Source organism: Variovorax sp. R-27 (assembly GCF_049913215.1).
Taxonomy (GTDB): domain Bacteria; phylum Pseudomonadota; class Gammaproteobacteria; order Burkholderiales; family Burkholderiaceae_C; genus Variovorax.
This window is the reverse complement of record NZ_CP183984.1, coordinates 6,656,295-6,677,786: the sequence shown is the minus strand read 5'-3', so window position 1 is coordinate 6,677,786 and position 21,492 is coordinate 6,656,295. Positions and strand designations below refer to the sequence as shown.

Genomic DNA, 21,492 nt, shown 5'->3' with positions numbered 1-21,492 from the left:
CCCAAGGAGACAACCGTGCCCAAACTTTACGACTGCGACATTTCCGGCAGCTGCTACAAGATTCGTCTGTTCCTGAACATCCTGGGGGTCGCGTACGACGCCGTTGCCGTGGACTTCGTCAACAAGGAGCACAAGACCTCGCCCTACCTGGCGCTCAACCCGTTCGGCGAGATCCCGATCTTCGAAGACGGCGAGTTGCGCCTGCGCGATGCACAGGCCATCCTGGTCTACGTCGCGGGCAAGTACGACAAGACGCGTCAATGGTTTCCGGAGGACGCAACTTCGCAAGGAAAGATCGCCCAATGGCTGTCGACGGGCGGCGGCGAAGTGATGAACGCCGCGGCTGCGCGCCTGGTCAAGGTGCTGAGCTATCCGTTGGATCTTGAGAAGCTCCATGCCGGTGCCAACCGGGTGTTCAAGATCATGGATGACCATCTGGCGCATCGCCAGTTCCTTGAGCTCGATCGCCCCACCATTGCCGACATCGCATGCTTTCCCTATACCGCGCTTGCCGGCGAAGGTGGTATCGACCTGAGCGCGTACAAGAATGTGTTGGCGTGGATCGAGCGCATCAAGCGCCTGCCCGGATTCATTCCGATGCCAGGAATACCTGTCGCGGCCTGACGTAGAGCAGCGGGGGCGTGCGCTCCCCCGCTCCAATGATTTTCTCGGCGATGACAGGTCTTGAAGACACGTCTTTTATGCATCGAATTTCGGACGCTTCAATTTGACCGGCAAGAGGGCGAGTTACAGCACGCCTTTTTCAACGGAGCACCTCGAAAGCGCCCGAAATCCGGACGGCTCAAGTTGCATTGCGCATGACCATTGCTTCGCTCTCTCAGGATAAAAGTTCCATCAACCCACGAGGTGCCCCATGATTTCTAAAGTCCTCCAAACTGCAGCACTTTCGTTGAGCGTTCTTCTCTCAAGCGCTCCAGCGCTGGCGCAACAGGCAATACCGCAGCCGAACGTCGTGGTGATCGCCACGGGCGGCACGATTGCGCAAACCGACTCAAAGGAAGCGAAACTTCTTGTCGATCAACTCATCGATGCGGTTCCCCAGATCCGCTCGGTTGCCAAGGTCTCGGCAGAGCAGCTCTTCCAGGTCTCGAGTCCGGACATCACCGTCGAGAACTGGTTGACCCTGGCCAAGCGCATCAATCAGCTCCTGGCCCGCGACGACGTACAGGGTGTTGTTGTCACGCATGGCACCGACACCATGGAAGAGACGGCATATTTCCTCGATCTTGTTGTGAAGAGCAGCAAACCCGTGGTTCTCGTGGGTTCGATGCGCGGCTCGAAAAGTCCGGGTGCAGACGGACCGGCGAACCTGCTCAACGCAGTGATCGTCGCCAGCAGCGCAGACGCAAAGGCAAAGGGCGTACTGGTTACCTTGAACGACCGCATCCTTGCCGCGCGGGACGTGACCAAGACGAACACCTTCACCCTGGACACATTCGCCAGCCCCGATTTCGGATCGCTGGGATACATCCAGGCAGGCCGTGCCAGGTTCTATCGCGAGCCGATTCGCAAACACACGATCGGCACTGAATTCGATGTTGCCGCGCTGAGCTCGCTGCCCAAGGTGTCCATCGTGTACAGCTTTGTCGGTGTAGAGCCGCCTTCGCTGACGGACACGGTGAATGCCAAGGTCAAGGGCGTCGTCTATGCCGGCACCGGCAACGGCAGCGTGCCGAAGGCGATGCAACCTGCGGCGCTCGGCCTGGTCAAAGCAGGCATACCGTTTGTGCGAGCTGCACGAGTCAACGGCGGTATCGTTGAGCGTAACGGCGAGCACAACGATGATCAGATGGGATTCGTGACGGCTGACTCGCTCAATCCGCAGAAGGCGCGGATCCTGTTGATGCTTGCGCTCACTAAGACGACCGACGCACAAGTAATTCAACGAATATTCGAAACGTACTGAGCAAGTTGAACAGGGTGAGGCGCGAGAGGCCTACTGTTCGTTCTAGGTCAACGGACATATCCCTTGCGGTGCGCTTACAGGCAACCCTGGCACCACCAACATCTCCGAGGTGAAGTTCAACTTGCGGTATTCGGGACAGTATGCGGACGAGGAGTCGGGGTTCAACGCGGAACGAAGTCGGAAAGCAGATGCCCCGCTTGATAGAGCAGCTCAAACTCACTGTCATCAATCGAACGCTCGATCAGATCGAAGTGAGATAGCGTGCCAACGAGCACCCGGTCGGAGTCAACAAGCGGAACGGCGTGATAGCTGACAACGACACCCTGATACGGGAGCCCGTCAAGTCGGGCATCGGTTGCGGAGTTGTTGGTCCTGAACAACCCGTCACGAACGACGAACTGGCAAAAGCTCGCGTCCATAGGCACCACCTCGAGGAAAGCCGGGCGAATCTCTCCCCGCTTGTCCACGAGCAGCACATTGCGAAGGTTGTCGCCGTCAATACGGTATACGCCGGAGAATCTATGAGGCACCCCGTCATTCAAATACGCGAGCGCCGCGCGCGCACCTCTGGCCTTAAGGACGGCAGCAAATGCATTGAAGTCGCGGGACTGGGACATGGGCCTCCCGGCGCTTTCACGCGAGTCGGGTGCTGGGCCGATAAATCTAGCACGATGCGGGGTGCACATGCATAGTTAAAGTACTCCCCTGCAGCAGGCTCGCTATTCAAGCTTGCCGAGAATTCAGACGTGCCGCGCGGTGCTTCGCCCGCGGTGGTTTGCTCCTCGGTCTGATGCGTTCGCCGAGCTTGATGTACAGCTCGACCGCTCGAATTTTGTCTTCATATGAAGACACGAACTACCTTCTGGTAGTCCAAGTTTTCGTCCGAACCCCCAGCTGGTCAAGATTGCATCGGCACTAACACCGTGGGTTCTTGGCGGGCGTCGTCCGGCCTATTTGGTCCGCGCGAGCAACTAGGACGGCATGTGCGCCGGTTCGGCCGCAGCCCCGGAGGAGCCCGGTTAGTCTTCAGGCCGAACTGGCATTCCGGTCGTGGCGCGCGATATCGTTCCGGATTCACGCACGCAGAGCAGAACCAACACCAAGCCCGTCATCAGTGCCGCCAGCCCCAAATGCGGAATGATTGCAATACCTGCCTGTTTGGCGGCCCAGCCCGCCAGCGCCGGCGCCAGTGCTCCGCCGAGGATTTCCCCCATGCCCACCACGACTCCGGTAGCAGAGGTTGCCAGCGTGGCAGGCACCGCAGCGCTGGTCAGCGGGCCGAGTGTGATGGCGATGGCGCCCGAGGTCGACCCGAGCGCGATGAATAGCAGCAGGAACAGAATCACGGGCTGAGGACTGGTGACCGTGAACACTCCCAATGCGACAACGCCGACGACCAGTGCAGCGATCAGTGCCGGCTTGCGGCCCGCGCGGTCCGAGAATGCAGGGACCACCACCATTCCGACAAGGCTACCAAGGCCCTGGCCTGCCATCACCATGCCCATGGTTTCAAGCGGCAGTCCGAGGTGGTCGGTTAGATAGCTGGGCAGGAAAGTTGCGAGAGTGATCAGGCCACCCAGGTAGCACACCATGCACAGCCCGGCCACCAGCACTGCGGGATAGCGCAGTGCAGCACGCGCGCCGGGTGGGCGCGCGCTGAAGCCGCGTTCGACAGCAGGCCTTGTGGCCGGGGCGTCTTTGCGCAGCACCCGCGCCATCAGCAGCGCCAGCGCCAGGCCTGGAATCCCGACCGCCGCGAACACCCAGTGCCAACTCGGCAGCACTTTCAGAAGACCAATCGCGATCAGGGGGCCTAGTCCCAGGCCCACTAATGGCTGGGCCATTTGCTGAATGCCCACGTTCAGGCCGACGCGTGAGGGATTGGAGGCGGCTACGGTAGCCACGACCGAAGCGGGCGTGTACGCGCCTTCTGCCAGCCCCATCAGCGCGCGGACCAGCAGCAGGCTCAACAGCCCAACGGCCAAGCCGCTCGTCGCGACCAGCAGGGAAAACGCTAGCAGCGCCGGCACCAGAACGTTCTTGCGGCCCACGCGGTCGGCTAGACCGCCCGAGAACAGTGCCGCAGTGCCCCAAGCCAGCGCGAGCGAGGCCGATATCAGGCCCATGTCCTGGTAGTCCAGCCCCAGATCCTTCTGCATTACGGGGAACAGTGGATTGATGATGAAGCGGTCCAGACCGACTAGCCCATAGCCGATGGTCAGCAGTCCTATGGCCTTAAATTCGTAGCGCGTGTCCCACGGGGCGACATGGTCGCCGGCAGCGTCTTTCGTCTGGGTGGCTGTGCAGGGAGTCATAGGCGTGCGGGTGGAAGTTGGATGTAGAAGGTTGGACAATCGCCACGCCAGAGTGTCGATAGCGGGGGGGCGAAAGCTTGGGCGACATCGCTTGCGCCGCAGACGCAAGCGTGCCGGGGCGTCAGGCAATAGAGACGTCCCCGGCGGGCTGATCTGGGCTTGTCGCGGCCTGGGCAAGATGGTTCAGCCCGTGGGGCATAAGCAGCACCGGCTTGACCGTGCGACCCGAAATCGCGTCGTCCCAGGCACGCGCGATATCAGCGAATGGATAGGTCTGGATCAGGCGATCGAAGGGAAAGCGCCCCTGCCGCCAGTACTCCACCAGCATCGGGATGAAGGTTTGCGGATTGGCCGAACCGCCGATGATTCCCTGCAGCTTGCGGCCACCGGCGAGTAGATGCGCGACATCAACCGACCATTCTCCGCGGGGTGCAACGGCGATGCCGCAACTGCCTTGCGCACCCAGGCAGGAGAGCGCGGAGGCGTACACGCTGGGGTGATCAGCGGTGACGAAGGAGAAATCAAAGCCGTCGGGCAGGATCGTCCGCAACGCCTCGTCCATCCCATCGCCCGACGGTACGCCGTCGGTCGCTCCCAGCTCTTGGGCCAGTGCCAAGCGCCGCGCGTTCAGGTCTACCGCGACAACTCGCGCCGCGCCTGCAATGCATGCGCCCATGACGGCCGCTAGACCCACGCCGCCAGTGCCGAAAATCACCACCGATTGCCCTGGGCGCACCTTGAAGGCCTCGATAATCGAGCCGGCGCCGGTGATCATGCCGCAGGCCAGCGGACCAAGCAGATGCAGCGGAACGTCCTTGGGCACAGGAACTGCCGTACGCGCTGCGGCCACGGCGTAGGTGCCGAAAGAAGACTGCCCGAAGAACGAGCCGGCCAGGCGGGCGCCGTTTTGCGACAGCGGCGAACTGCCATCCAGGCGCTGTCCGCCGAAGCCCGCCTGCATGGCATGGCGGCAGTAAGTCGGGCGCGCCGCGCGGCAACTCGGGCAGGCCCCGCACGAGCCGCCGGACAGAACCACATGGTCGCCCACGCGCAAGGTGGTCACGTCGGCACCGATGGCTTCCACCACGCCCGCGCCTTCATGACCGAGCACGATCGGCTTAGGCACGATGCGGCCGATGCCATGTCCGGCGTGGCTGTGGATGTCGGTGTGACAGATGCCAGTGGCGACGATGCGGACAAGCACCTCGTCGCCACGTGGTGGCTCTAACTCGATCTCCTCCAGTTCAGGTACCTGAGTGTTGGGGCGCGATACGGCGGCGGTGATGTGCATAGTGTGCTCCTTCGGCGAGGTCGGCAATGCAATGGCATCGGCCACTCAGGCCATGTGGACACCGCCATTGATGGCGAGGGTGGCACCGGTGACGAAGTCGGTCTGCGCCGAGGCTACGTATGCCACGCTTGCGCTAACTTCCTCCGGCGTCGCCAGGCGGCCGAGCAGGGTGAGCGAAGCGATTTCTTTCCGGATCTCCGTGTTTGTGTTGCTGAAGAACTCAGGCGTGCCCACCGGCCCCGGCGCGACCACGTTGACGGTGAGGCCGGCAGGTGCCAGCTCGAACGCGGCCTGCCGCGCCAGTCCCAGCAGCGCCGCTTTGGCGGCGCAATAGGCAATGTCGACACCGCTGCCGGCCACGGCGCCGGCCGTGGAGCCCAGCAAGATCACGCGCGCGTGCGCTAGCGGTCTGGCCAGCCGCTGCCGCGCAAAGGTCTGCAGGCAGCAGAATGTCCCGGTGAGGTTCAGCGCGAGAGTGCGGTCCCAGGTCGTGCGGGTCAGGGTGACAAGGTCGGCGCGCTGCCCCAAATGCACCTGCGGGCCGCCCGAGGCAACCACCAGCACGCGGGCTGGATCTTGCGCCTCGATGCGCTCGAATGTGGAACTGACGGAATCCGGGTCCGTCACATCGAGCGTTTCCAGCGTGTGTCCCCGGCCATCCATCGTTGAGAGCACTTCTCGCGCACGCGCCTCATTGAAGTCGGCCACCACGACCTGATGGCCCTGCGTTGCCAGTGTGCGGCAGACGGCACTGCCGATCCCGCCGGCGCCACCGATGACGATGGCACGCCCTGTTATTTGTTGCATCGCGTTGTCTCCTGTCGCCGCCTTGTGTGTGGGACGCCATCCGTCAGGCGTCACGGCGATGCGGCAGTATTTGACTGAGCGGCTGCTCGGGCAATCGGCTACGCCTAAGATCAACTATTTGCGAGAGAAATAATTGGTACGCCAGAGGGCGCCTTCACGCTTTGTCACTGCGAAAACAGGCGTACCACCAATGCGCGCAGCCACTGCACAGCAGGGTCGAGGTGAAAACAGGGGTGCCAGAAAACGCTCAAGGGAAAGGCTTCGATGTTGATCGGCGGCTCAACCACGCGCAGTTGCTCGATACGCACGGCGTAGTCGGCCACCGTGCGCGGAACGGTCACGATCAGGTCAGTGGCGGCGATGATCGAGGGCACGGCCATGAAGTGCTCCATCACCAGTTGCACGCGCCGCTCGCCGCCATGCGCCTTCAACTGCGCCTCGAACAACTCCTGGCTGATGCCGGTAGGCCGTACCACCACGTGTGACAGCGCCAGGAAGCGTGCCATGGACAACCGCGACGAGCGTACCTCGGGGTGGTCGGATCGCACGAGGCAGACCATGCGCTGCGAGCACAGCTTGTGGACGTGCAACGACGACTGTGCCAAGCCGGAGAACAGGCCCAGCGCAAGGTCACAGCGGCCTTCCTCCATGGCGCTTTCGACCTCGTCTATCGCGAATGTCTTGCACCGCAGGTTGCAGTGCGGCGCCATCTGGTGCAGGTGCACCATGAGCCGTGGCAGGAAATGCAGCTCCCCGACATCGACGGCAGCGATGACGAAGTCCCGGCGCGAGCTGGCTGGATCGAAGGTCGGCGGACTTAGCAGTCGCGCATTGAATGCGGACAACGCCTCAGAGGCTGCATCGGCCAACTCGGTACAGCGGCTGGTCGGGACCATGCCGGCGCGCGAACGCACGAACAGCGGGTCGTGCACGGCCTTGCGCAGACGCCCCAGCGCCAAGCTGGTGGCCGGCTGACTCAGTTGTAAGGCATCTGCGGCCTTCGAGACGCTGCGTGTGCGGTGCATGGCCACCAGTACACGTAGCAGGTTGAGGTCAAAGCGCAGATCCAGATCCTTCATTTGCATGCCAAATAGTAGATCTAATTAAAACTTTATTGATCAAATTTTTAGGATCGTCAATGCTTCGGTCCACGCAATGCCGTACGAGGCAGCGCGCAAAAAAAGCGAGCAAGGTTGCTCGCCATCAGGAGACATGACGATGAACATCCCAACCCACTCCATCGCAGCCTCGGCTGCCATTACGTCCGAGGACGTGAAGATCGCTGCCAAGGGCGGCTCCATCGATGCCTGTCTGGCCTCGCCATCGACAAGTAGCCCTAAGGTGCCAGGTGTTGTCGTGGTGACCTCCATCTTTGGCGTGGACCGCGACACGCGCAACACATGCGAGCGGCTGGCGCAGAACGGCTATGTCGCGCTGGCCCCCAACTTTTTCTGGCGCGACACCGACCCCATCGTGCTATCCGAGGCCGAGGTTCCCCGCGCTATCGGCCGCGTGATGCGGACCGATTTCGACACCTCGATGAACGATCTGCGGCTTGCCATCGACTATGTGCGCCGGCACCCAGCATGCAGCGGCAAAGTCGCGGTGCTGGGTTACTGCTTCGGCGGGCCGCACGCCTGGCGTGCAGCCTGCGATGGCTTGGAAGTGGAGGCGGTCGTGTCATTCCACGGAACCCATGTGTCCAAGTACCTTCAGCCGGGCGACCGGCCTGCGTGTCCGGTTGCCTTCCACTACGGCGAGCAGGATGACTTCGCACCGGCAGAGGAGTTAGCGAAGGTAGGGGCTGTGGCACGAGCCACTGGTAGTGCGTTTCATGTCCACCCGGGTGCCGGTCATGCCTACATGATGGAGAGCAATTCGCACTACCACGCTGCAGCAGCCCGCGCATCGTGGGAGGAAGCCATGCGCCTGCTTTCCCAACTGCGGGGATAGGCCCGGGCAGTGCATCCCGCACGGCGGTCGCGCAGATACGAGGCATGACCCCGTCGCCCGCCGATGGCCGAGCAGACCCCGCACGGGCCGTGCATCGTTGGCGCACAGCGGTCGCTTCGATAGCGATAGGCCTCGATACAGGCGAAGAGACACACAAGCGGACAGGACGAAGCCGCGCCACCGCAGTGGCGCGGAGAGGCGGCCGCCCGCCCGCATTTAGACATTGACAACCCAAGGAGAACGAATTCATGAACGCACAACTGGATCTGGAATCCGTGCGGCACACCCCGGCGGCCGAATTGGACTGCGGGCGTCTGGTAGAGGCCGAGCGTGTGCACCGCCGGGTGTACGTCGATCCCCAGATTTTCGAACTGGAGATGGACCGTATCTTCGGACGAGCGTGGATCTATGTCGGCCACGAGAGTCAAGTGCCCAACGCCGGCGACTACTTCACGACGCAGGTCGGACGTCAGCCCGTGGTCATGACGCGCCATCCGGACGGCAGCATCCACGTTTTGGAGAACCGCTGCCCCCACAAGGGCGCGATCGTGTGCCCCGAGCGCTCTGGCCACGCCAAGCGGCTTGTGTGCTGGTATCACGGCTGGAGCTTTGAACCCGATGGCTCGCTGGCGGGCGTGCCGGTCCGCGCGGGATACGACAGCACATGCTTCGACCCGGCGAACCGTGCCAATGGCATGAAACGGCTGCCCCGCGTTGAGAACTACAGGGGCTATGTATTTGCGTCGCTGGCGGCAGATGGCCCCGATTTTCAGTCGTGGGCGGGAGAGGGCATACGGGGATTCGACAGCGTTGTCGATCGAGCGCCAGAAGGGCAGATCGAGATCGTCGGCGATTGCTTCCGCACGGTGCAAAACAGCAACTGGAAGATCTTCATCGACAACATGAGTGATGGTCTGCACACCTCTTTCGTGCACCACCAGACCGCACGCGCGGCGAAGCGCACTCTGGAGAAGTACAAGATCGAGCACCCTGGCGGGCTGCAGGTGGCGACGCTGCTGGCCGGGGCGCCAGACCAGATGGCCAAGACCGACTTGGTCGCACATACGAACGGCCACTTCGATATGGCGGCCTTCGCCCCTGAACCGAAGGGCCCTGATGCGGAGAAGTACAAGAGTGACCTTATCGCCAAGCACGGCGAGGAGGGCACGCAACGCATCCTTTCGCAAAACTACCATAACGCCATGCTGTTCCCGACGGCGCTGATGCAGCCTTCGCTGCAGCAGCTGAGGGTGATCCGTCCGCTTGCCGTCGACCGGACTTTGCTCGAGATCTGGGTGTTCCGGCTCAAGGGTGCACCCGATAGCTTCACCAGCCGCGCCATCACGGCCGCCAACATCGGCAACTCACCGGCCAACATCGTCGCCGCCGACGACTTCGAGGCGTACTACCGAGTCCACGCCGGACTCAAGGGCCCCGCCTCGGACTGGGTGATCCTCAGCCGCGAGGCGAACCGAGACATCCCGATTGGGGGGAGCCTCAAAGGCGCGAACGGCAACTCGGAGGTCTGCATGCGCAACATGTATCAGGCCTGGAGCCAGTACATGTCCGCGCGCTGAGCCACGCATCACCCGCACCGCACAAGGGAAACACCACATGCAGACCACTGCAAAAAACCACCTTTGCTTCAGTCGCGGCGACGCCGAGGACTTCCTCTATCGCCAAGCCGAGTACATAGACACGCGTGACTACGAAGCCTGGATCAATCTGTTCATGCCGAATGCCACCTACTGGATCCCGGCGCGAGCGGGGGATACGGACCCCAAGACCCAACTGTCGTTCCTCTTCGATGACGTGCCAAGCATGGCGGCGCGCTGTGAACGCCTGCTTGACCATGGAACGGGTGGCCAGCAACCTATTACGCGCAGCAGCCACGTCATCGGCAATGTGCGCATCGTCGCCACCAATGATGACGGATCGGTTGTGGTGCGATCGCGCTTTCACGTCACGCAGTTCCGACGCGATGCGTTCAAGCACTACGTCGGCAGCTACACCCACCATCTGGCGCGGTGTGATGAGGGCGATTGGAAGATTCGCTCCCAGCGCGTGGATTTGATCGATAGCGATGGCATCCACGACGCGATTCTGCAGGTCTATCTCTAGCGCTCGCTGTGTCGCCGCATAGGCGCACTACCGGGTACGCCGGGGGTTATTTCGCGTCAACGTAGGCACCGCTACAAGGTGCGCAAACTAGGAGACAACATGATGAGAAGACTGCCGGCGGCGACTGCCGTAACGGCTTGGGTCACTTTGGCCTGTGCGCCCGTCCACGCGCTGGAGGGAGGCGTCTCGCCGTACCCTGTAGGCGCATCAGGCGCGTCCATCGCGTCCCTGCCACCAATCCCGGGGCTATTCGTGCAGGAGCAGTTCAGTTATCGGGCATCGAATGGGCTTTACGACAACAACGGCAACAAGCTGCCAGTGCCGTTTCAGTCGTCATCGTTCGCTGCCACCACGCGCCTTGTCGCTGCGTACCCTGTAACTTGGCTTGGAGCCAACGTCTATTCGCAGGTCGTGCTGCCCGCCGTGACTTTACACCTGGATGCTGCTGGCAGCAGCGGCCGCTACAACGGCTTGTCGAATGTCACGCTCTCGCCTGCGATTCTGCAATGGTCCCTGAGCCCCAATCTTGCCGCAATCGCCGGACTGGACGTCGCAATGGCTAATGGGTCTTACAGCGCCTCCCGTCCCAGCGTAGCAGTTGGCTACACGTCGGTGCAGCCCGTGCTCGCGCTGCGCTACAACGAGCCCAATGGGCCCGACGTGGGTCTACTCACTCGCTTCATGTTCAACCGCACGAACGGCGACACAGGGTATCGCTCCGGAAATGCCGTTGCGGCCGATTTCAGCGCAGGCTGGAACTTTGGCAAGTGGAAGCTCGGTGTCGTCGGCGGCTACTTGAACCAGTACGAAGACGACAAGCGACAGGGCGTTGTCATAAGGGACAACCGCAGCCGAAGCTTTGGCATCGGACCTTCCATCGTCTACGACGCGGGCCCTCTGAGCATCAATATCAACTACCAGCACGGCATCTATGCAGCCAATACTTCCAAAAGCCACGCGCTGTGGCTGAACTTCTCGCTCCCTCTGTGGGTTGGCCAGCGCGCTGCGCCCTAGACCATTGGGAACCGTCAGAGAGTGCCAAGGTGCAATACGCTGAAAACAATGCAATGACAATGAGAGAGACACTTGCCGCGCAGAGCGAGCGGCTCGGCCCCGAAGCGATTGCGCAGGTTCATCGCCTGTACCTACCCGAGCAGCAGCGCCTCGCCGCCGAGCTCGTCCCCTCGGCACTCGATGTGCCGTATGGGCCGCATCCCCGCCACCGGCTCGACCTGTACAGCGGCAGCGGTGGCCATGCCTTGGCTCCCATCCTAGTGTGGGTGCATGGCGGCGGCTTTATGCGTGGGGACAAACGTTCGACCGAGCATCCCTTCGAGGCGCACGCAGGTCGTTTCGCGGCGCGACACAACTTTCTCGGCGTGGTGATGAACTACCGTCTCGCGCCTCAGGATGGTTGGCCAGCCGGCGGCGAGGATGTGGGGCACGTTGTCGATTGGCTGCGCGACAACGCTGCAAGCCATGGCGGTGATCCGGACCGAATCGTTCTGGTGGGCACCTCGGCAGGTGCCACGCACGTCGCGACGCATCTGCATCTGCGTTCACAGACGCCATCGGTCCGGGGCGCTGTGCTGCTTTCTGGTCTCTATGGGCTGACACCTTCGGATGGCGAGCGCGACGCTGCCTACTACGGTCGCGATCCACAGGAGTACGTACGGCGGGTTCCAGCGCTCGGTATCGTGCAGACGAGCACGCCGCTGCTGCTATGCTGTGCCGAATTCGATCCGCCGCGTTTCCAGACCGAGTTCCTGGGTCTGATGCAGCGTCGACTTGATCACCACGGCCGCGCGCCACGCGCCTGGATCGCCAGCGGCCACAACCACTACTCGCTGGCCTACCACTTGGGAACACAGGACCATCGCTTAGCCGACGAGATCCTGGACTTTGCGCGCAGCTGCTGTGTGTGATTGTGTTGCGCCGACGGTGTAGGGGGGCGTGGACGGTCCCGGCGGGCCAGACCCCTACAAGGTGGCGATGGTTAGCGGACCGTTCAGGAGCAGATGGTGCAGTAGTCGCTACTGCGACTCCGTGGAACCGTTGACGTCCCGAAGCCGCGCATTCACGCTCAAGCTCGCCAGCGTAAAAATTCTGCGCACCAGAAGAGGCAGGTCTGACTTAACGTCATAGCCTGGGGGCGGCGGCGCAGTGGATTGCGCGTCTTTCAGGGCGCTTGTTCCCCCCGGGGCCTCAGGCCAGCTTGCGCGAGGTGAACTTCCTCGCTCCCTCCGAATAGGCCCCCGACGCAAAGTTGGCCGCGTGCCCGCGCCGGGCCGCGGCGCATGCCTTGGCGAACAGCTCGTCGCCCATCTCTTTCCACCATGCCTTGGTGATCTCCACCGAGGTGGGCGACCAACCTGCGATAAGCGTGCAGATCTCGGCCACGCGCTCGTCGAGGCGCTCGTCCTCCACCACCTCGTGCACCAGTCCGAGGTCGAGCGCCGGGCCGGCGGGGACGATCTCGGCCAGCAGCACCAGGCGCTTCATTGCGGCCTCGCCAATGATCGGCTGCAGCAGCGCACTGCCGACGATGGCTGCCGAGCCGACCTTGAACTCGGTCATGCCGAAGCGCGCCTGCGTCGAGGCGATGCGCAGGTCCGACATCAGCGCGATTTGCAGTCCTGCGCCGGCCGCGACGCCGTTGATGCGCGCCACCACGGGCTTGCGCAATGCGCGGAACACTTCGTACATAGCCTGGGTCTCTTTTGCCTCGTGCTCGACCCTGGCGCCATTGCTGGCGCGCAGTTCCATCACACGCTGGGCCGTCTGCGAGACGCCATCGAATCCCAACCCGGCGCGCGCCTGCCTGGCAGGCGCGCGAGGGCAGGGGAGTGCCTGACGGTGGATAGCGTGCTGTGGCGGCAGGCGTTGTCACTCGCCCGCCTGGCTCCCACCCCTGAAACCTGAATACGGGCGCTCCGCGCCCTTTGCCCCAGACCGCCATTCGGCGGATTCCCACCATCTGAAGTTTGAGGAGACCCCACGTTGCATCGCCCACCCTTGACCGTGCTCTGCGCGGCTGTTTCGGCCTTATTGCCAGCACTCACCTTCGCGCAGTCCAGCGTCACCCTCTACGGACTGATCGATGTAGGTGTGCGCTACCAGCGCAACAAGGATGCCTCCCTTACCACTGTGGGCGACGGCGCTTTTACCGGTAGCCGTTGGGGTATACGCGGCACAGAGGATTTGGGCGGTGGTCTGAAGACCATCTTTTCGCTGGAAAGCGGCTTCGACCTCTCCACTGGTGTACTGCAGCAGGCCAATGCTAGTCCCACCGACGGCTCCGCTGCAGCGCCCGCCGGTCGCGCCTTCGGGCGCGAGGCCTATGTGGGCCTGGAATCGTCGCAGCTGGGCCAGGTGACACTGGGGCGTCAGTACACGCTGGCGCACGCGCTCTCCAATCGCTTCCAGCCCCTGCCCAACCCCAATCTGGGAGCCGTCAACATGTTCAGCGGCCACCAGGTCACGCGCCAGGACAACATGGTGCGTTACACAAAGAACTTCGGCTCGGTCGGCCTCCATGCGGCGTACACCTTCAGCGAGGGCAACGGACGTGGCCGTGCACTGGGTGTCAGCTACAGCGCAGCGCCGTTGGAACTGGTGGCCTTCTACCAGGAAGTCAACAACGCGGCCGGCACAAGCACGCGCCGCCTCTCCGGCGCAGGCGGCAGCTATGCCATCGGCCAGAGCGCAAAGCTATTCCTCGGCTACATGAAGCGCGACGACAAGGGCGCCAGCACGCAGGAGAACGACATCGTGAACCTCGGCTTCAACTACACCGTGCCGTCGATGCCGTCGATGCCGTCGATGCCGTCGATGCCGTCGATGCCGTTGGTGCTAACGGTGAGCTATGGGCAGGACCGTCAGACCCAGGTCAATCCGGGCACCAAAAAGACGGCTTACGTGGCAGCGAGCTATCTGTTGTCCAAACGCACAGACATCTATGCAGAACTCGACCACAACCGGCTGAGCGGCAAATACCCGCAGCCCAGTTTCATGACGACGCGCAGCGCGACCGTCGGCACCACCATCGGCTTGCGGCATCGGTTCTGACCCTCTTGACGTCACGACAGTTGCACGGCCATAATAACAAATATCGGAACACTGTGCCGATTATAGGAACAAAAAATGTCCACCAATCAATCTCTGTCGCGCGGTTTGGCGCTGCTCGACAGCATCAACGACAGTGCCCAGCCGCTGGGAATTCGTGAGATTGGGCGTCTGCTCGATATCAGCCCTTCTATTGCGCAGCGCCTGGCCAATACGCTCGTGGAGGCCGGCTATCTGCAACAGGTTGTGGAAACGCGCAAATATCGATTGGGCGTGCGTGCGCTTGCCCTGGGGGGGGCAATGGTGCGCAGCGACGCGCTGTACGTGAGCGCCTCGCAGGAGTTGGGCTTTCTGGCCGAGCACCACCAGCTCAATGGCTATTTGGGCGTGGTTCAGCAGGACGCCGTGGTCTACCTGCACACGGTGCAAAGCCACGGTGCCATTGCGATCCGTGCCGAGGCGGGGCAGCGTGTGTCCCCGCACGCTACAGCCATGGGCAAGGCCCTGCTGGCCGAACTGCAGGCTGAGCGCGCTGCTGCCATTCTGGGGTCGGCGCCGTATCTGGCCCGTACCGAACACACGCTAACCAGTCTGCCCGCGCTGCAGAAGGAGCTTGAGGGTGTGCGCAAGCGCGGCTACGCCATTGCCGACGAGGAAAACAACCTCGGCGTGGTCTCCATTGGAGCGCCCGTGCGCAACAAGGATGGCTTGGTCGTGGCTGCCATCAGTGTTGCCTTCCTGAAGGCTCAGCGTGGTCCGAAGGAATGGCCCGAAATCGCTGAACTGGTGCTGCGTGCGAGCCAGCGCTGCTCAGCCTCGTTGGGCTATGCGACCGAATCATCTAACACCAATCAGACACCGGGCGTCGCTGCTGGCGCCGCCCTCAAGCCTTCCACACATTAAGGAAACAGCATGACCACCCTTTTGAACAAGCAACGCCTGGCCGACATCGCCAAGCGTCACGGTATTGACGCCTTCATCGCTACCTCGCCCGAAAACGTCACCTATGCCAGCGGCTATTGGGCACTTTCTCAGTGGATTCGACGCGGGCCGCAGGTGCACGTGCTGCTGCCAGTCCAGAACCTCGAAGCCGCACGCATCATCGCCCCGAGTTCGCTCCTTGATCAGCTCGTGGATCAGGAAGACGTGTGGATCCGGAATGTCTCGCGCTATGGCTTTTTCCATGTGGACAAGTCCGCTGACCTGCCGCTGAGCGCTTCCGATACTCGCCTATTCGATTTGTTTGGCCAGCCAGACGAGAAGGATGCCATTGCTGCTCTGGTCAAGGCGCTACAGGCACAAGGACTGGAGAAATCGACTTTGGCCATTGACGAGCTGGGTTTGATGCCTGGCCACTGGGAGCGTCTGCAACAGGAGCTCCCGAATGCGAAGCTTGTTCCGGCCATGAGGCTCTTTCGCGAGATCCGCGCCGTCAAGACCCCGCAGGAGGTCGAACGACTGCGCCGGATTGCAACGATCACCGAAGAGTCCATTGACGCGGCGCTGAAGCTGGCGCGCCCTGGCGTTACCGAGATCGAGTTGGCCCGCGTCTTTCATGCAACCACCGTTGAAGGCGACGCTACGCCCGTGCTGGGTTGCGTTGGCTTTGGGGCGCGCTCTGCCATGCCCAATGTTTACCCCTCGGAGGCGAAGCTGAAGGCGGGTGACATCATTCGTTTCGATGCGGGCGGTCGCTACCGGCATTACCGCGCTGACATCGCGCGCATCGCGATTTTGGGTGAGCCTGACGCTAAGACCCGGATGTACCACAAGGCCCTGCACAACGGTGTGCTGGCTGCCTTCGACGCCATCCGGCCCGGCGTTCGTGCCTCGGCGGTCTTTGACATCGCGATGGAGGCCACGCGCAAGTCGGGCATCCCACACTACGCCCGAAGCCATGTGGGCCACGGCATCGGTCTGGACGGCTACGACATGCCTGACTTGATCCCTGGCAACGACCAGATCATCGAAGAAGGCATGGTCATGTGTGTGGAGACGCCGTACTACGAATTCGGCTGGTGTGGTCTGCAGGTCGAGAACACCGTGGTCGTCCGCAAGGACGGTGTTGAACTGCTCCACCGAGAAGACGGTGCGCTGAAGGTACTTGCATGAGCGCACCTATTGCACTCAAGTGCCTGCGATGCGGCACTCTCTATGCAACCGACCATCAAGGCTCCGGTTGCACCAAATGCACAGGCGCCCTGGCCAGCAACCTGCGTGTGTGCTACGGGCCGGCCGACGTGGGTCGGTGGAATTTCCGCAAGGCTGACACAGCTTTGCGCGGAATGCAGCGATTTGGCGACATGCTGCCGGTTCAGTCGGAGCACTGGGTCTCGCTGGGCGAAGGCGATACGCCGCTGCACGCAACCACTCGGCTCGCGAGCTATCTCGGCGTCGAAAAACTCTATATCAAGGACGAATCCAGCAACCCTACAAACTCTCACAAGGATCGCGTGAGTGCCGTTGCTGTGGCGTATGCGAAGCAGATCGGTGCGCCCGTGGTGGCTACGGCTTCGTCGGGCAACGCCGGGGCCTCCCTGGCAGCCTATGCCGCTCGCGCTGGTTTGCCCTGTGTGGTCGCATCGATGAAAGGTGCGGCGGGCCCCATGGTGGCGCAAATCCGTAAGCTTGGCGCGCACTTGATCCTGATGGAAGACAAGACGCTGCGCTGGCCTCTGCTCGCCGAGGCCGCCCAGCGTTACGGCTGGTTCATCACGTCACCCTATTCGGCGCCGGTGGTTGGAAGTACGCCCATCGGCATTGAAGGCTACAAGACGATTGCTTACGAGATCTACCAGGATCTGGGCCGCGTGCCCGACTGGCTTGCGCTGCCAGTTTGCTATGGAGATGCGCTGGCCGGGATTCATCAGGGATTCCTGGATCTGAAAATAACGGGCCAAACTGACCGCGTGCCTCGCTACATCGCTGCGGAGGCCCATGGTTCGCTGCAGCGGGCGATGGCAGCGAATGCGGATCAGGTCGATAGTTTGCCTGCGGCGTACGCGACATTGGCGGCCTCTGTGGGCGGTCCGCAGAGTGCGTATCAGGCGCTTCTGGCGCTGCGGCAATCCAATGGCATCGCAATCAGGATTGGCAACGAAGGCTTGGTTGAACTTCAAGAGCGGGTAGGCGCCATCGAAGGCCTGAACTTCGAACTGGCCAGCGTCATGCCATTCGCTGCCGTGCGCCAGCTGAGAAATGAGGGCGTCATCGCAAGCGGTGACTTGGTAGTTTGCCTTGCCACGGCCTCGGGTTTAAAGGACCTCGACAAATCGACGAGTGACTGGGCGGAAATTCCCATCAGCAGCCAGCCGCAAGAAGAAGTCCTCGAGGCTGCAGTGGCGGCGGTGAAGCGAATTGCTTTGAAGTTCTCGAATATTGAAGACGAGACTTCTCCACAAATGGACCTCGCCAGTTCTAGCAACGCCTAAGAAATACAAAGGAGACAAAATCATGAAGCTGATCCGAATCGCTGCTTTTCTAACGTTGGGCCTTGTGTGCAACTGGGCTGCTGCACAGGACCGCTACCCAAGCCGTCCCATCACCCTCGTGCTTGGATATTCTCCTGGAGGCATTGGCGATGGTGTGGGAAGGCAGATCGCTGAGTTCGCCCGTCAGCGACGAGGTGCAACCGTCATCGTGGACTTCAAGCCCGGTGCGGCGAGCACGATCGCAACGACCTACATCAAGCGTGCCGCTGCAGATGGCTACACGCTGGGATTCCTGAGCCCCAGCGCGATGTATGTCTTGCCCCATTTCCAGAAGCTTCCCTATGACCCTCTAACGGACTTCACGTATCTTGGCCTGGTGATGGCGCAGCCATATCCCTTGTATATTCGGGCCGACAGCCCCTTCAAGACATTCAACGACGTGCTGGTCTATGCGCGCGCAAACCCGGGGAAGTTCCGTTGGGGGACCGCGGGCTCAAACACACTGGGTCAAATTTTGATGCAGTCCGCATTTGAACGAGACAAGGTGGACGCGACCACCGTGCCATTCAAGGGCGGCTCCGATGCGATCAACGCACTGCTCGGGGGCCATATTGAAGGTGTGGTTTCCTCGGATTTTGGTCCCATGTTGGCAGCTGGAAAGGTACGCCTGATTGTTGAGACTGGTGAGACGCGGCCGATGGCTCAAGTGCCCACTCTTAAAGAACTTGGGTACCCGCTTTCGGTCACGCTGAAATATGGTGTTTTCGGGCCGGCGGCGCTACCAGCAGAGGTCGTTACTTGGTGGGACACGCTGCTCAAGGAGTTTGCGGAATCGCCTGCATACGCAGAGTTCGCAAAAAAGAACTATGGCATCCCCATCTACGCATCGCCTGCTGACGTGACGCGGCATGTGCAGCAAACCTACAGCCACATCGGAACAGCGATCAAGACGCTTGACCTCAAACCGAACTGAGAATGGCCTCATTGGACTGCGTGCATTCGGTCCGCCAGCTGCGCGTGCTTAGCAACCATATCGACGGGAGCTGAGTGCAATGTATTGACTTATCGCATTTCAAACTTGCCCGCGGTCCGTGGAATCTGGAGCGCGATGTCGGCGCCGAGCATGTGGTGATTCAGCCGGTCGATGGGCGCGTCGACATCTTCGATGAATTTGTTCCTCGAGCGCTGGGGTGTCAGCCGCAGGGTGGCGGTCAGCACCTACAGCTTCGTCGCGCTGCCAGCGCTGCTGATCGGCGCCGACCGCATCGCGACCGTGCATGAACGGATCGTGCGCCGCCTCGTCGGCGTCTGGCAGCTGGAGATCAGACCTACGCCTATGCCTTTCGATGCAATGGAGCAGGCGATGCAGTAGCATAAATTCCGGACGAAGGTCCCGGGGCTGGCTTGGCTGTGCCGACTGGTTGCCGAGGCAGCGGGACGCATCGACGAGGTCTACGCGTAGCAGCCGATATTCAACGCTCAAGCGCGATCGCTGTTGCGAATACCGAGCTTCTCAGCAAACCGCGGGACCACGCCGTCCAAGGCTTTCAGCACGGCTGCGATGGCGGGGCGGCGAAAGGTTCCTTGGGCCATAGCAACGAATATTCGTCTCACCATCAGCGGCTGCACGGATATCACGCTGAACGCGGGGTCTGCTGCTGCCGCCCTTAGTGCCAGCGCCGGCAAGACGGTGACGACATAGCCGGTACGCACCATCTCCAGCGTCGCGGCCATGTTCCTGCAGCTTGCCACCACGCGCGGCGCGAACCCGGCTTCATGGCAAGCATTGACGATCTGGGTCTTGTAAGTCTGCGCGTTTCTGTTGATGGCCCATTTCTCGGCCTTGAGGTCAGTCACGCTGATCGAAGAAGCTCCCGCGAGTCGATGGCTTGCAGCCATCACCACGGCGAAATGGTCCTCGTAGACCGGGCGGAAATACAGCATGCTCCAGAGCGCTTCGGCACTGATGGAGTCATCGACCAGTGCCAAGTCGACCTGTTTCGCAGCGGCAGCCTTCAGGCTCTCGCCGGGCTCGAGTTCCTCGAAACGAAGGTCAAGTTGGGGGTATTCGCGTATCAACGATTCGAACACCGCCGGGATAAAGGTCGTCGCAACCGAGCCGAATGCTGATACCCGGACTTCGCCCGCCACGGAGCCCTTGGCGGACGCGAGGTCCGATTCGATCTCGCTCACCAGATCCAGCACTTTTCCGGCCCTTGCAACCAGGCTTTCGCCCGCCAGCGTCAGTTGAACACCTCGGCCTGAGCGTTCAAACAGCACGGTGCCTGTCTCCTGTTCCAGGATGGCCAGTTGCTGCGAGACAGCGGGGCGTGTGAGGTTCACAGCCTCCGCCACCTTGGCGATGGTCCCTAGAACGGCAAGTTCGCTGAGAAGGTGAAGGCGAGACAGGTTGAGCATCTGAACGACAGAAAAGCTAACGCCTCCACTCTCGCGGCAATGTCCCTCGAGCTCTTGGCATCAGGGTATTCCCCAATGAAATGGGGCGAAGGAGTTTACGCATGCAACTTTGATGCCTCTATACACGCACCAACTTGGAGGACCACAATGGGAAAGAAATTCTAACGATTCCCGTAAGCATTGGTGGTCTTATCCACACGCCACGCTCTCCCTACAGTCCAACGCATCCAAACAGGAGCGCTTAGGAATGAAGAACGTTGCATTTATCGGTATCGGCAAGATGGGCGCGCAAATGGCTGCGCGCCTGGTTTCGGCAGGTTTCAAGGTCACGGTGTTTGACCCGAACCGCAGCGCTGTCGACGAATTGGTGTCCAAGGGGGCGGCCGCAGCCGCAAATCCCAAGGCAGCCGCTGAGGGGGCTGATGCAGTTCTGTTCAGCTTGCCTACGCCCGCCATCCTCAAGTCGGCAATCACAGGCGCCGACGGTGTGCTCGCGTCGCTGAGCAAGGGTGCGGTACTGATCGATTTCAGTACCGTCGACCCTGAAACGACCAAGGCTCTGGCTGCCGAGGCGGCCGAGAAGGGTGTCGCCTTTCTCGATGCGCCCGTCAGCGGTGGCGTTGCAGGCGCCACGAATGGAAAGCTGGTCGTGATGGTCGGTGGCGATGCCGCTGTCCTCGAACGCGTCACGCCGATGCTGAACAACCTGGCCGGACGCATCGTCCACTGCGGCGCCATCGGTGCCGGCCAGCTCACGAAGCTGAGCCACAACCTTGTGGTGGCAATCAACACCGTCGCGTTGGGCGAAGTTCTTGCAGCCAGCGTCAAAGCTGGCGGCAACCTGGAAGTGCTGTGCGACGTGATGAGCGCAGGCATGGCTGGCAGCAAGATGCTTGACTGGTTCCAGAAGACGTTGTTCACCGCAGAGCGCCCGGCATTCTTCGCCATCGATCTGATGAACAAGGACCTGGGCCTGTGCCTCGATGAGTTCTCCAACTACCCAATGCCCCTGGGTCAGCTGGTCAAGCAGACCTACAACGCCGCTCGTGCCAAGGGCATGGGCGGCAAGGATTCCACCAGCGTCAGCGAAATCTACGAGGAACTGCTGGGCGTTCGCCTGCAAGCCGCCGCGTAAGCGCGCCTCCCTCATCCAGCCAAGAGCAT

Annotated in this window: 21 protein-coding genes; 14 read left to right on the top strand and 7 right to left on the bottom strand. The window is 61.8% G+C overall.

Annotated features, from left to right (window positions below):
- The first annotated feature begins 15 nt into the window (after positions 1–15).
- Together ACN9MV_RS31435 and ACN9MV_RS31430 are read left to right on the top strand one after the other, a co-directional pair.
- Complete coding sequence (locus tag ACN9MV_RS31435) at positions 16–624, top strand: glutathione S-transferase family protein (RefSeq protein WP_426390809.1); 609 nt, start codon at positions 16–18, stop codon at positions 622–624.
- Between the two features lie 250 nt (positions 625–874).
- Positions 875–1,927, top strand: a complete 1,053-nt coding sequence (locus ACN9MV_RS31430) for an asparaginase (protein ID WP_426390808.1) — start codon at positions 875–877, stop codon at positions 1,925–1,927.
- Between the two features lie 161 nt (positions 1,928–2,088).
- Here ACN9MV_RS31430 and ACN9MV_RS31425 read toward each other — a convergent pair whose 3' ends face one another.
- The 5 genes from ACN9MV_RS31425 to ACN9MV_RS31405 form a co-directional block, all read right to left on the bottom strand.
- Positions 2,089–2,544 (bottom strand): guanylate cyclase, encoded by a 456-nt coding sequence (locus tag ACN9MV_RS31425; protein ID WP_426390807.1) that lies wholly within the window; start codon positions 2,542–2,544, stop codon positions 2,089–2,091.
- Between the two features lie 402 nt (positions 2,545–2,946).
- Positions 2,947–4,242, bottom strand: coding sequence for an MFS transporter (locus tag ACN9MV_RS31420; RefSeq protein WP_426390806.1), 1,296 nt, complete (start codon positions 4,240–4,242; stop codon positions 2,947–2,949).
- Between the two features lie 121 nt (positions 4,243–4,363).
- Complete coding sequence (locus tag ACN9MV_RS31415) at positions 4,364–5,533, bottom strand: NAD(P)-dependent alcohol dehydrogenase (protein ID WP_426390805.1); 1,170 nt, start codon at positions 5,531–5,533, stop codon at positions 4,364–4,366.
- A 45-nt stretch (positions 5,534–5,578) separates the two neighbouring features.
- Entirely contained in the window at positions 5,579–6,340 is a 762-nt protein-coding gene (locus tag ACN9MV_RS31410; RefSeq protein ID WP_426390804.1) for an SDR family NAD(P)-dependent oxidoreductase, read from the bottom strand.
- Between the two features lie 164 nt (positions 6,341–6,504).
- Positions 6,505–7,419, bottom strand: a complete 915-nt coding sequence (locus tag ACN9MV_RS31405) for a LysR family transcriptional regulator (RefSeq protein WP_426390803.1) — start codon at positions 7,417–7,419, stop codon at positions 6,505–6,507.
- Between the two features lie 139 nt (positions 7,420–7,558).
- Between ACN9MV_RS31405 and ACN9MV_RS31400 the strand changes: the two genes are divergently transcribed.
- The 5 genes from ACN9MV_RS31400 (at position 7,559) to ACN9MV_RS31380 (ending at position 12,339) form a co-directional block, all read left to right on the top strand.
- Positions 7,559–8,293, top strand: coding sequence for a dienelactone hydrolase family protein (locus tag ACN9MV_RS31400; protein ID WP_426390802.1), 735 nt, complete (start codon positions 7,559–7,561; stop codon positions 8,291–8,293).
- Between the two features lie 248 nt (positions 8,294–8,541).
- Entirely contained in the window at positions 8,542–9,870 is a 1,329-nt protein-coding gene (locus ACN9MV_RS31395; protein ID WP_426390801.1) for an aromatic ring-hydroxylating oxygenase subunit alpha, read from the top strand.
- A gap of 37 nt (positions 9,871–9,907) precedes the next feature.
- Positions 9,908–10,414, top strand: a complete 507-nt coding sequence (locus tag ACN9MV_RS31390; RefSeq protein ID WP_426390800.1) for an aromatic-ring-hydroxylating dioxygenase subunit beta — start codon at positions 9,908–9,910, stop codon at positions 10,412–10,414.
- 102 nt (positions 10,415–10,516) lie between these two features.
- The gene (locus ACN9MV_RS31385; protein ID WP_426393217.1) at positions 10,517–11,428 is read left to right on the top strand and encodes a SphA family protein; all 912 of its coding nucleotides are present in this window, start codon (positions 10,517–10,519) and stop codon (positions 11,426–11,428) included.
- Positions 11,429–11,487: 59 nt separating this feature from the next.
- Positions 11,488–12,339 (top strand): alpha/beta hydrolase, encoded by an 852-nt coding sequence (locus ACN9MV_RS31380; RefSeq protein ID WP_426390799.1) that lies wholly within the window; start codon positions 11,488–11,490, stop codon positions 12,337–12,339.
- Between the two features lie 280 nt (positions 12,340–12,619).
- Here the strand turns inward: ACN9MV_RS31380 and ACN9MV_RS31375 are convergent, their stop codons facing one another.
- Positions 12,620–13,219 carry an enoyl-CoA hydratase/isomerase family protein gene (locus tag ACN9MV_RS31375; RefSeq protein ID WP_426390798.1) on the bottom strand — a complete coding sequence of 200 codons (600 nt, stop codon included), beginning with the start codon at positions 13,217–13,219 and terminating at the stop codon, positions 12,620–12,622.
- A 195-nt stretch (positions 13,220–13,414) separates the two neighbouring features.
- Here ACN9MV_RS31375 and ACN9MV_RS31370 point away from each other — a divergent pair, with 195 nt between their 5' ends.
- From ACN9MV_RS31370 to ACN9MV_RS31345, 6 genes are all read left to right on the top strand, one after another.
- On the top strand, positions 13,415–14,482 hold the full coding sequence (locus tag ACN9MV_RS31370) for a porin (protein WP_426390797.1): 1,068 nt from the start codon (positions 13,415–13,417) through the stop codon (positions 14,480–14,482).
- Positions 14,483–14,557: 75 nt separating this feature from the next.
- Positions 14,558–15,382, top strand: a complete 825-nt coding sequence (locus tag ACN9MV_RS31365; RefSeq protein ID WP_426390796.1) for an IclR family transcriptional regulator — start codon at positions 14,558–14,560, stop codon at positions 15,380–15,382.
- Between the two features lie 9 nt (positions 15,383–15,391).
- Positions 15,392–16,591, top strand: coding sequence for a M24 family metallopeptidase (locus ACN9MV_RS31360; protein ID WP_426390795.1), 1,200 nt, complete (start codon positions 15,392–15,394; stop codon positions 16,589–16,591).
- Positions 16,588–17,910, top strand: coding sequence for a pyridoxal-phosphate dependent enzyme (locus ACN9MV_RS31355; RefSeq protein ID WP_426390794.1), 1,323 nt, complete (start codon positions 16,588–16,590; stop codon positions 17,908–17,910). The genes ACN9MV_RS31360 and ACN9MV_RS31355 overlap by 4 nt, the downstream gene beginning before the upstream one ends.
- 22 nt (positions 17,911–17,932) lie before the next feature.
- Positions 17,933–18,883: a Bug family tripartite tricarboxylate transporter substrate binding protein gene (locus ACN9MV_RS31350; RefSeq protein ID WP_426390793.1), complete on the top strand. Its 951-nt coding sequence runs from the start codon at positions 17,933–17,935 to the stop codon at positions 18,881–18,883.
- 192 nt (positions 18,884–19,075) lie between these two features.
- Positions 19,076–19,282 carry a hypothetical protein gene (locus ACN9MV_RS31345; protein ID WP_426390792.1) on the top strand — a complete coding sequence of 69 codons (207 nt, stop codon included), beginning with the start codon at positions 19,076–19,078 and terminating at the stop codon, positions 19,280–19,282.
- 107 nt (positions 19,283–19,389) lie between these two features.
- Here ACN9MV_RS31345 and ACN9MV_RS31340 read toward each other — a convergent pair whose 3' ends face one another.
- Entirely contained in the window at positions 19,390–20,328 is a 939-nt protein-coding gene (locus tag ACN9MV_RS31340; protein ID WP_426390791.1) for a LysR family transcriptional regulator, read from the bottom strand.
- Between the two features lie 247 nt (positions 20,329–20,575).
- Between ACN9MV_RS31340 and ACN9MV_RS31335 the strand changes: the two genes are divergently transcribed.
- Positions 20,576–21,463 (top strand): NAD(P)-dependent oxidoreductase, encoded by an 888-nt coding sequence (locus ACN9MV_RS31335; protein ID WP_426390790.1) that lies wholly within the window; start codon positions 20,576–20,578, stop codon positions 21,461–21,463.
- Positions 21,464–21,492: the final 29 nt, after the last annotated feature.

What these genes read in the sequence shown, in the direction of transcription:
- ACN9MV_RS31430 (WP_426390808.1), top strand. Translation starts at nt 875, where the DNA reads ATGATTTCTAAAGTCCTCCAAACTGCAGCACTTTCGTTGAGCGTTCTT.
- ACN9MV_RS31425 (WP_426390807.1), bottom strand. Translation starts at nt 2,544, where the DNA reads ATGTCCCAGTCCCGCGACTTCAATGCATTTGCTGCCGTCCTTAAGGCC.
- ACN9MV_RS31420 (WP_426390806.1), bottom strand. Translation starts at nt 4,242, where the DNA reads ATGACTCCCTGCACAGCCACCCAGACGAAAGACGCTGCCGGCGACCAT.
- ACN9MV_RS31415 (WP_426390805.1), bottom strand. Translation starts at nt 5,533, where the DNA reads ATGCACATCACCGCCGCCGTATCGCGCCCCAACACTCAGGTACCTGAA.
- ACN9MV_RS31410 (WP_426390804.1), bottom strand. Translation starts at nt 6,340, where the DNA reads ATGCAACAAATAACAGGGCGTGCCATCGTCATCGGTGGCGCCGGCGGG.
- ACN9MV_RS31405 (WP_426390803.1), bottom strand. Translation starts at nt 7,419, where the DNA reads ATGAAGGATCTGGATCTGCGCTTTGACCTCAACCTGCTACGTGTACTG.
- ACN9MV_RS31400 (WP_426390802.1), top strand. Translation starts at nt 7,559, where the DNA reads ATGAACATCCCAACCCACTCCATCGCAGCCTCGGCTGCCATTACGTCC.
- ACN9MV_RS31395 (WP_426390801.1), top strand. Translation starts at nt 8,542, where the DNA reads ATGAACGCACAACTGGATCTGGAATCCGTGCGGCACACCCCGGCGGCC.
- ACN9MV_RS31390 (WP_426390800.1), top strand. Translation starts at nt 9,908, where the DNA reads ATGCAGACCACTGCAAAAAACCACCTTTGCTTCAGTCGCGGCGACGCC.
- ACN9MV_RS31385 (WP_426393217.1), top strand. Translation starts at nt 10,517, where the DNA reads ATGAGAAGACTGCCGGCGGCGACTGCCGTAACGGCTTGGGTCACTTTG.
- ACN9MV_RS31380 (WP_426390799.1), top strand. Translation starts at nt 11,488, where the DNA reads ATGAGAGAGACACTTGCCGCGCAGAGCGAGCGGCTCGGCCCCGAAGCG.
- ACN9MV_RS31365 (WP_426390796.1), top strand. Translation starts at nt 14,558, where the DNA reads ATGTCCACCAATCAATCTCTGTCGCGCGGTTTGGCGCTGCTCGACAGC.
- ACN9MV_RS31360 (WP_426390795.1), top strand. Translation starts at nt 15,392, where the DNA reads ATGACCACCCTTTTGAACAAGCAACGCCTGGCCGACATCGCCAAGCGT.
- ACN9MV_RS31355 (WP_426390794.1), top strand. Translation starts at nt 16,588, where the DNA reads ATGAGCGCACCTATTGCACTCAAGTGCCTGCGATGCGGCACTCTCTAT.
- ACN9MV_RS31350 (WP_426390793.1), top strand. Translation starts at nt 17,933, where the DNA reads ATGAAGCTGATCCGAATCGCTGCTTTTCTAACGTTGGGCCTTGTGTGC.
- ACN9MV_RS31345 (WP_426390792.1), top strand. Translation starts at nt 19,076, where the DNA reads ATGAATTTGTTCCTCGAGCGCTGGGGTGTCAGCCGCAGGGTGGCGGTC.
- ACN9MV_RS31340 (WP_426390791.1), bottom strand. Translation starts at nt 20,328, where the DNA reads ATGCTCAACCTGTCTCGCCTTCACCTTCTCAGCGAACTTGCCGTTCTA.
- ACN9MV_RS31335 (WP_426390790.1), top strand. Translation starts at nt 20,576, where the DNA reads ATGAAGAACGTTGCATTTATCGGTATCGGCAAGATGGGCGCGCAAATG.